General features: G+C 63.4%; 7 protein-coding genes. All 7 read right to left on the bottom strand.

What is annotated here, in order from left to right; genetic code table 11:
• Positions 1-471, bottom strand: a 471-nt coding sequence (locus AADJ04_RS17275; protein WP_341240372.1) for an aspartate-semialdehyde dehydrogenase, incomplete at its 3' end; no start/stop codon positions are given.
• Positions 472-785: 314 nt separating this feature from the next.
• Positions 786-1,856, bottom strand: a complete 1,071-nt coding sequence (gene leuB / locus AADJ04_RS17280) for a 3-isopropylmalate dehydrogenase (RefSeq protein ID WP_341240373.1) — start codon at positions 1,854-1,856, stop codon at positions 786-788.
• A gap of 77 nt (positions 1,857-1,933) precedes the next feature.
• Complete coding sequence (gene leuD, locus AADJ04_RS17285; RefSeq protein WP_273623510.1) at positions 1,934-2,584, bottom strand: 3-isopropylmalate dehydratase small subunit; 651 nt, start codon at positions 2,582-2,584, stop codon at positions 1,934-1,936.
• Between the two features lie 12 nt (positions 2,585-2,596).
• Positions 2,597-2,722 carry an entericidin A/B family lipoprotein gene (locus AADJ04_RS17290; RefSeq protein ID WP_273623509.1) on the bottom strand — a complete coding sequence of 42 codons (126 nt, stop codon included), beginning with the start codon at positions 2,720-2,722 and terminating at the stop codon, positions 2,597-2,599.
• A 21-nt stretch (positions 2,723-2,743) separates the two neighbouring features.
• A complete protein-coding gene (gene leuC / locus AADJ04_RS17295; RefSeq protein ID WP_341240374.1) occupies positions 2,744-4,165 on the bottom strand; it encodes a 3-isopropylmalate dehydratase large subunit in 1,422 nt (473 codons plus the stop codon).
• 32 nt (positions 4,166-4,197) lie between these two features.
• Positions 4,198-5,172 (bottom strand): LysR family transcriptional regulator, encoded by a 975-nt coding sequence (locus tag AADJ04_RS17300; RefSeq protein WP_341240375.1) that lies wholly within the window; start codon positions 5,170-5,172, stop codon positions 4,198-4,200.
• A 255-nt stretch (positions 5,173-5,427) separates the two neighbouring features.
• Positions 5,428-6,605: MBL fold metallo-hydrolase (locus AADJ04_RS17305; RefSeq protein WP_341240376.1), on the bottom strand; the 1,178-nt coding region annotated here is incomplete at its 5' end.

Here is a 6,605-nt window from a genome sequence, read left to right on the forward strand (position 1 = left end):
CGTACACTCGACAAGACCGGCCTTGTAGAGCGCGCCCACACCCATCAGCATGCAGCTCACGGTGCAGTTGCCGCCCACCCAGTTCTTGCCGCCATTGGCCAGCGCATCTTTGATGACGGGCATGTTGACGGGGTCGAGGATGATGACCGCATCTTTTTCCATGCGCAGGGTCGATGCAGCGTCGATCCAGTGGCCGTTCCAGCCCGCTGCGCGCAGCTTGGGGAACACTTCGGTGGTGTAGTCGCCGCCTTGCGCGGTGATGATGATGTCGCAGCGCTTGAGGGCGTCAATGTCGTACGCGTCTTGCAGGGTGGTTTCGTTCTTGGCCTGCGCGGGGGCTTTGCCGCCAGCGTTGGATGTGGAGAAGAACAATGGCTCGATCAAGTCGAAGTCTTTTTCTTCGATCATGCGGTCCATCAACACCGAGCCGACCATGCCGCGCCAGCCGACCAAACCTACCAACTTGCTCATTTCAACGCCCTTTCAGATTAAGAAACAGTGCCAGACCAGACTGTTTGCCCCGGCTCGTCTGGCCAGGGAGGGCGCACGACGGTACCGGAGCTGGATCAGCCCTTAATAATGGTCGTGGTTTTGGTGGTGATTGCGCGCACAGCCACGCCTGCCAGGGCGGCAGTAGCGGTGTTCAGGGCGAACGGGCGGGCGGCAAACATGCGCAGATTCTAGCCGATTGCGTGCATGGGCCAATGCGGGAATTGCATACACCGATTTCCCCAACAAAAAGGGCGGCCACAGCCGCCCTGGGGGATGACGCTGCGAACCAGCGATCAGGCGAGCGCCTTCACTACTGCATCGCCCATCTGCGAGGTGCCCACCTTGGTGGTGCCTTCGCTGTAGATGTCGGGCGTGCGCAGGCCTTGGGCCAGCACCTTTTGCACGGCGGCTTCGATGCGCTGGGCGGCTTCTTCCTGGTTCAGGCTGAAGCGCAGCATCATCGCCGCGCTCAGGATGGTGGCCAGGGGGTTGGCCACGCCTTTGCCGGCGATGTCGGGGGCGCTGCCGTGGCTGGGTTCGTACAGGCCCTGGTTGCTGCTGTTCAGGCTGGCCGAGGGCAGCATGCCGATGGAGCCGGTGAGCATCGAGGCCTCGTCGCTCAAGATGTCGCCAAACATGTTGCCGGTCACGACCACGTCAAACGCCTTGGGGGCTTTGACCAGTTGCATGGCGGCGTTGTCCACGTACATGTGCTGCAGTTCCACATCGGGGTACTGCTGGCCCACTTCAGTCACCACGTCCTTCCAGAACTGGAAGGTTTCGAGCACGTTGGCCTTGTCCACGCTCGTGACCTTCTTGTTGCGCTTGCGGGCGGCCTGGAAGGCGACGTGGGCGATGCGCTCGATTTCGGGCTTGGAGTAGCGCATGGTGTCAAACGCTTCTTCTGCACCGGGGAAGTGGCCGTCCACGGCAGTGCGGCGGCCACGGGGCTGGCCAAAGTAGATGTCGCCCGTCAGCTCGCGGATGATGAGGATATCAAGGCCCGCGATCAGTTCGGGCTTGAGGCTCGAAGCGCCCACCAGTTGCTCGTAGCAGATGGCAGGGCGGAAGTTGGCGAACAGGCCCAGATTCTTGCGCAGGCCCAGGATGGCTTGCTCGGGGCGCAGGGGGCGGTCAAGCTTGTCGTATTTCCAGTCGCCCACAGCGCCAAACAGGATGGCGTCTGCCTCCTTGGCGAGCTTGAGGGTGGACTCGGGCAGCGGGTGGCCGTGAGCCTCGTAGGCGGCACCGCCGACCAAGGCGGATTCCATTTCAAACTTCAGGTCGAGTGCCTTGAGGACCTTGACGGCCTCGGCCACGATTTCGGTACCGATGCCGTCACCCGGCAGAACTGCGATTTTCATTGTCTGGTGCTTTACTTTTGATAGCTGCTAGCGCTTATTGGATAAGCGCTGGAGCCCATTTTTGCTTGATATCTGAATCAGGAGACCATCGAGTGCGCGAGCCAGGGCTTGGTGGCCAGGCGCTGGGCTTCAAAGGCCTTGATCTTGTCGGACTGGCGCAGGGTCAGGCCGATGTCGTCAAAGCCGTTGAGCAGGCAGTATTTGCGGAAGGCCTGCACCTCGAACGGGATCTCTTCACCCTGTGGGCGCACGATGACCTGGCGCTCCAGGTCGATGGTGAGCTGATAGCCGGGGAAGGCGGCCACTTCATCAAACAGCTGGGCCACGGTGGCTTCGGGCAGCACGATGGGCAGCAGGCCGTTCTTGAAGCAGTTGTTGAAGAAGATGTCGGCAAAGCTGGGCGCGATGATGGCGCGGAAGCCATACTGGTCCAGCGCCCAGGGCGCGTGCTCGCGGCTGGAGCCGCAGCCGAAGTTCTTGCGGGCCAGCAAGATACTGGCGCCCTGGTAGCGCGGCTGGTTCAGCACGAAGTCGGGGTTGGGCTTGCGCTGGCTCTCGGGGATGCCGGGCTCGCCCTTGTCCAGATAGCGCCATTCGTCAAACAGGTTGGGGCCGAAGCCCGTCTTCTTGATCGACTTGAGGAACTGCTTGGGGATGATGGCGTCGGTGTCGACGTTCTCGCGGTCCATGGGGGCGACGAGGCCCTTGAGCAAGGTGAATTTCTGCATGGTGGCCTTGTGTTACTTGGCGGCGCGCTCAATGGCGTTGCCTGCGCGTTCAATGTCTTTGCCCACACCCTGCACGGTGTTGCAGCCCGCCAGCACAAAGGCCAGCGCGAGGGTGATGAAGGCGACAGTCTTGTTCATGGTGTGCTCCTTGGTTGAGGGTCAGGCAAATTGACGGATGTCCACAAAGTGGCCATGCACGGCGGCGGCGGCTGCCATGGCGGGGCTCACCAGATGGGTGCGGCCACCATTGCCCTGGCGGCCTTCAAAGTTGCGGTTGCTGGTGGATGCGCAGCGCTCGCCGGGCTCCAGGCGGTCAGCGTTCATGGCCAGGCACATGCTGCAGCCGGGCTCGCGCCATTCAAAGCCTGCGGCCTTGAAGATCTGGTCCAGCCCTTCGCGCTCGGCTTGTTCTTTCACCAGGCCCGAGCCAGGTACCACCATGGCCAGCTTCACATTGCTGGCCACCTTGCGGCCCAGGCTCTTCACCACGGCAGCGGCTTCGCGCATGTCTTCGATGCGGCTGTTGGTGCAAGAGCCGATGAACACCTTGTCGATGGTGATGTCGTTGATCGGCTTGCCGGGCTGCAGGCCCATGTAGGTCAAGGCGCGCTCAATGGCGCCGCGCTTGGTGGCGTCCTTTTCCTTTTCAGGGTCGGGCACGCGGGCGTCCACGCCCAGCACCATCTCGGGGCTGGTGCCCCAGGTGACTTGGGGCACGATGTCGGCGGCGTCGAGCTTGACCACGGCGTCAAACTTCGCGTCGGCGTCAGAGTGCAGCGTCTTCCAGTACTCCACAGCCTGATCCCACTCAACACCCGTGGGCGACAGGGGGCGGCCCTTCACGTATTCAATCGTCTTGTCGTCCACGGCCACCAGGCCGGCGCGGGCACCGGCTTCGATGGCCATGTTGCACACCGTCATGCGGCCTTCCATGCTCATCGCGCGGAATACGGAGCCTGCAAATTCAATGGTGTAGCCCGTGCCGCCCGCGGTGCCAATCTTGCCGATGATGGCCAGCACCACGTCCTTGGGCGTGACGCCTTTGGCCAGCGTGCCATCGACCTGCACCAGCATGTTCTTGGCCTTCTTGGCCAGCAGGGTTTGCGTGGCCATGACGTGCTCGACTTCCGAAGTGCCAATGCCATGCGCCAGTGCGCCAAACGCGCCGTGCGTGCTGGTGTGGCTGTCGCCGCACACCACCGTCATGCCGGGTAGTGTGGCGCCGTTTTCGGGGCCGATGACGTGCACGATGCCTTGGCGCTTGTGCATGAAGGGGAAGAACGCGGCGGGCGTGATCTGCGCCATGTTCTTGTCCAGCGTGGTGATCTGCTCTTTGCTGATTGGATCGGTGATGCCGTCGTAGCCCTTTTCCCAACCGGTGGTGGGCGTGTTGTGGTCGGCGGTGGCCACGATGGAGCTGGTGCGCCACACCTTGCGGCCGGCTTCGCGCAGTCCTTCAAAGGCTTGTGGGCTGGTCACCTCGTGCACCAGATGCCGGTCGATGTAGAGGATGGACGTGCCATCTTCTTCGGTGTGGACAACGTGCTCGTCCCAGATCTTGTCGTAGAGGGTGCGTCCCATAGCGTGGTCTTCTTTCAGGTGGGTCAATGATTCTAGTGTTGCGGTGCCAATTCCGGGGTGGTCACGGTGGCTGGTATCGGGGCTTGGCGCGGTGCTGTCAAGTGTTCTACCAGCAGGCGCGATGTCACGGGCAGAGCGTCAAAGTCGCGGGCCACCACGCGCAGTTCGCGGCGGGCCCAGGCATCCGTCAGCGGCACGGCGGTGAGGCGGCCCACGCTGCGCATCAGCGCAAAGGCGCGGTCGGGCAGCAGTCCTACGCCCAGGCCGTTGTCGATCATGCGGCACATGGCATCGAGCCCCGTGACCTGGATGCGCTGGCGCAAGGGGCGACCGGCGGCAGCCGCTGCAGCGCGCATCGCCAGGCTGATGCTGCTGTTGGCATGCAGACCCACAATGTCCCAGTCCAGCACCGCTTCAAAATCAATAGCGTCCAGCGCTGCCAGCTCGTGCCCTGCGGGCACCACAAGCATCAAGCGATCAGATCGGTAAGGGCGGCTGGGCAGCTCTTGCGTGCCGCCACTGCCCATGCCCAGGTTGCAGATGCCCAGGTCGGCGGCGCCTTCCTGCACGGCGTGCAGCACGGCGCTGGAGAGGTGTTCCTGCAGGTCGATCTTGATCTGGCTGTGCTGGCGCGCAAACGCGCCCAGGTCTTCGGGCAGAAACTGGAAGATGGCCGAGATGTTGGCGTGCACACGCACATGCCCGCGCACGCCTTCGGCGTATTCGCTCAATTCGCCCTGCATGCGCTCCAGCCCGAAAAGCACGGTGCGCGCATGGTGCAGCAGGCTTTCGCCCGCCGGGGTGAGGGTGACGCCGCGGCTGTGGCGGTAGAGCAGGGCGGTGTCTACCGCGGCTTCCAGGTCGGACAAGCGCTTGCTCACCGCCGATGCGGCGATGAATTCCCGCTCCGCCGCACGGCCAATGCTGCCGAGCTCACACACTGCCACAAACAGTTGCAGCGAGGTGAGGTCAATGCGGCGCGCAAAGTTGCGCTCTGAGCTTTTCATGGCGGGCGTTGAAAGGGCTTGCCTTCTTATTCGGAGAAGGCTTTCTATTTTCTACTCAATTTTCACTCAAAGCCATCGCAAAACGCGATGACTTGCATCGTTGTCGGGTTTTGACTGGGACGCCACGGCCAGAGGCGAATTTCTAATGAAATATGCCTCTAGGCCGCACTGGATAAGCGCCAGGCGCTCTCTTTTTTGAAAAATTTAGGCTGTTGGGTGCGATGTTGCCGCACCCAACGCAGGCCAAGCCCCAGCCTACAGCTCGACGGTGCAGCCGTGCTCTGGCACCTGGGCTTGCCAGTGCAGCTCGTGCGAGATGCGTTGTCGCAACTGGTCTGATGCGCTCATTTCGCCATGCACGACAAACACCCGGTCGGGTGCGTGCTCCATGCTGCGCAGCCAGGCGATGAGCTGGTGGCTGTCGGCATGGGCAGAGGCGGAGTTGAGTTTGACCACTTCCGCCCTCACGGCAACGTCTTGCCCGTGAATGCGTATGGATCGCTCGCCGTCGGCAAGGCGTGCCCCGCGGGTGCCGGGGGCCTGGTGGCCTGTCAGGATGATCATGTTGCGGTGGTCGCCAGAATGCAGCGCCAGGTGGTGCAGCACACGGCCGCCCGTGGCCATGCCGCTGGCCGCCAGGATGACCATGGGGCCATGCAAGCGCGCCAAGCCTTTGGATTGTTCTGGGGTTTGCACCATCGTCGCGCCATGCTCCAGCGCGTTCACTTCCCGGGCATTGAGGCGGTGTTCGCCCAGGTGGTGTTGGTACAGCCCCGTGGTGCTGACGGCCATGGGGCTGTCGAGAAACACCTTGAGTGAGGCTGGAATTACGCCCTGCGCTTTAAGTAAGCCGATGGCATGCAGCACCACCTGCGCGCGCCCCACGGCAAACACCGGCACCACGGCCACGCCCCCGCGTGCAGCCAGACGCGCCAGCGCGGGGCCGAGTTCGCTCAACAAGTCTTCGGCCGGGTGTTCCCGGTCGCCGTACGTGGATTCCACCAGCACCGTGTCGGCCTTGGGCGGCGCGTCGGGCGGGTTCATCAGCATGTCATCGGGCCGCCCCAGGTCGCCCGAGAACAGAATCCGGCGCCCGCCCACTTCCAGCAGCACGCTGGCCGCGCCCAGGATGTGCCCGGCGTTCGAAAACGTGGCCTGCCAGCCGGGCAGGGGCTCAAAGCGCTGGTGCAGGCCATGGGGCTTGAATTGCTTGAGGCAGTGCAGGGCATCCAGCCGGGTGTACAGCGGCAGCGCAGGGCTGTGGCTGCTGAGTTTGTGGCGGTTCAGGAACGCCGCGTCTTCCTCTTGCAGGTGGCCGCTGTCAGGCAGCAGGATGGCGCACAGGTCGCGGGTGCCCCGCGTGGCATGGATGTCGCGGTGGTAGCCGTCGCGGGCGAGCAGGGGCAGGTAGCCGCTGTGGTCCAGGTGGGCGT

Origin of the sequence: uncultured Acidovorax sp. (genome assembly GCF_964021665.1) — a bacterium.
GTDB lineage: Bacteria > Pseudomonadota > Gammaproteobacteria > Burkholderiales > Burkholderiaceae_C > Acidovorax > Acidovorax temperans.

Excerpts from the sequence above, each read along its gene's own strand:
- AADJ04_RS17300 (WP_341240375.1), bottom strand. The coding sequence starts at position 5,172 with ATGAAAAGCTCAGAGCGCAACTTTGCGCGCCGCATTGACCTCACCTCG.
- AADJ04_RS17290 (WP_273623509.1), bottom strand. The coding sequence starts at position 2,722 with ATGAACAAGACTGTCGCCTTCATCACCCTCGCGCTGGCCTTTGTGCTG.
- leuC (WP_341240374.1), bottom strand. The coding sequence starts at position 4,165 with ATGGGACGCACCCTCTACGACAAGATCTGGGACGAGCACGTTGTCCAC.
- leuB (WP_341240373.1), bottom strand. The coding sequence starts at position 1,856 with ATGAAAATCGCAGTTCTGCCGGGTGACGGCATCGGTACCGAAATCGTG.
- leuD (WP_273623510.1), bottom strand. The coding sequence starts at position 2,584 with ATGCAGAAATTCACCTTGCTCAAGGGCCTCGTCGCCCCCATGGACCGC.